Source organism: Sodalis sp. (in: enterobacteria), from assembly GCF_047607725.1.
In the GTDB taxonomy this organism is placed as follows: domain Bacteria; phylum Pseudomonadota; class Gammaproteobacteria; order Enterobacterales; family Enterobacteriaceae; genus JBLKSS01.
Genome location: NZ_JBLKSS010000286.1, coordinates 1 through 1,902, shown reverse-complemented (window position 1 = coordinate 1,902; position 1,902 = coordinate 1). Strand labels below are relative to the sequence as shown.

At 53.8% G+C, this 1,902-nt stretch carries 1 protein-coding gene and 2 pseudogenes; 1 reads left to right on the top strand and 2 read right to left on the bottom strand.

Annotated features, from left to right (window positions below; all coding sequences use genetic code 11):
- A partial coding sequence (locus ACMX3H_RS18420; RefSeq protein WP_415211821.1) for a transposase domain-containing protein occupies positions 1-192 on the top strand: 192 nt, incomplete at its 5' end.
- A 32-nt stretch (positions 193-224) separates the two neighbouring features.
- Here ACMX3H_RS18420 and ACMX3H_RS18415 read toward each other — a convergent pair.
- Positions 225-660 (bottom strand): annotated as a pseudogene (locus ACMX3H_RS18415) (2-dehydro-3-deoxygalactonokinase); the annotation flags it as partial.
- Positions 657-1,355: pseudogene (locus tag ACMX3H_RS18410) on the bottom strand (FadR/GntR family transcriptional regulator). The pseudogenes ACMX3H_RS18415 and ACMX3H_RS18410, both read right to left, overlap by 4 nt.
- Positions 1,356-1,902 lie beyond the last annotated feature (547 nt).

Genomic DNA, 1,902 nt, shown 5'->3' with positions numbered 1-1,902 from the left:
AACTATCTGTTCTTCGGTTCGGATAGCGGCGGCGACCGGGCGGCGCTGATGTATACGCTGATCGGCAGTTGCAAACTGAACGGCGTGGAGCCGGAAGCGTATCTGCGCCATGTGCTGGCGATTATCGCGGATCATCCCATAAACAAAATCAAAGAGCTCCTACCGTGGAACCTCACCATCCCTGCTGAATAACTGTCAATACGGCGCTGGGCGTACGCTTACCAGTGGGTGCCGGGCATGAGATACAGGCTGGCGGGATGAGTACGATAGGCGCCCAGCAATTGGCTTTCCTCGCCGCGCATCACGTTGCAATTATTGTCGCTCAGGATACTGATACCGGGAATAATGCGGATATCCCAGGGCGCGGCATCGTTAACACGCGTTAGTTTACCGGCAATATCGGTCAGACTGGGTGGGGCAAGACAGATACGGTACCGGCACCCAGCCGGCGTTGCTGCCCACCATACCGGCCATGATCACCGGTACGTTATGCTGCGCCCAAGGCGCGATCACCTCTCGGAACACCTGCTCGGCGCTGAGCCCACCCAATCACGTTACGCCTACATCTGAACGCGTACTTGCAGCCAGTTCGCCGTGCAAATAAAGCCAGGCACGCAGGTTGGTCGACCCCCAATCTATGGCGATGTAGCTGTTGCTCATGTTATATCCTTCAACCGTTGTGTTGATGCTGGTGATCATGGTCAACGCCGCCTGCTGCTCCGCCTCGCTATCCTGATGGCGGATAGCATCGTACAAATTCTGATGTTCCCGCAGCGTGCGGGACATATTGCCTTCGTCGGGCATGATAGGTACGTTCAAATACCGCCCGCTGCAGCGAACTTATTGCCACGCCCAACTGCTGCAGAACCGGATTATGCACGGCATTGAGCACCGCCTCGTGGAAACGGATATCCGCTTCGTTGAACTCATCGCGATTGTTATGGTTGGTTATCATGCCATTGAGCGCTTCCTCAATGACGGCCAGCTCGCTGGAGGTGGCTCGTTCAGCGGCCCAGCGTGCAATGGTGGGCTCCACCAGATTCCGCACTTCGGTCATGGACGCGATAAGCCGCGGATCATAATCACAGGCAAGCACCCACTGCAGTACATCGCTATCCAAATAGTTCCATTTGTTGCGCGGTGACGAACGCACCGCGATAACGAATGATCTCGATGAGCCGCTTAGCCGTCAGCGAACGCAATACCTCGCGAATGATATTGCGCGACGTACTGAATTCCTCGCATAATTCCGCTTCTGGGGGTAACCCGCTACCCGGAATATACTTGCCGCTGATGATCTGCTGGCCCATTTCATGGATAATACGTTCGGTTTTGCTAAGAGAGTGCTTAATCATCCTTGCTCCGAAGGCCTGAGGAAATAAGCATGATTCTATCAGTTCCTGAGGGTCTATCGCACAAGAATGGGCGTTAATGACGAAACCCGACCCAAATTGTAGCACCATTATTATTTATTGTACTACAATGTGGATCACATTTTAATCAGTTCACCCGCGAAAGTGCAGCCTTGGCTCAGGCCCGTTTCGCACCAGCGTCCGACGGCGCGTCCAGAACAAATTTATGAATGGTGCTGGTTCCGGTCACGTCCGATCACTGATTCCGGTCACGCCCGATCACTGATTCTGATTTCATCCGATCACTGATTCCGGTCGCCCGATCAGCGATTCCGATTCTGTCCGATCGCTCATCTTCTGTTCCGCCATACTCTGGAGACTTTTAGCTTCCGGGGGTATGGCATGGCACGTAAAAAGAAGAACACGAGAACAGAAATGTGTCTATATCAATGTATTACGCATAAAATTTGAGCAGCGTCGCTCGAATCGCACCACCGCAGCAGCGCTCGGCATCGGCTGTACCACAGTGAACGATATCCTCGGCCGATTC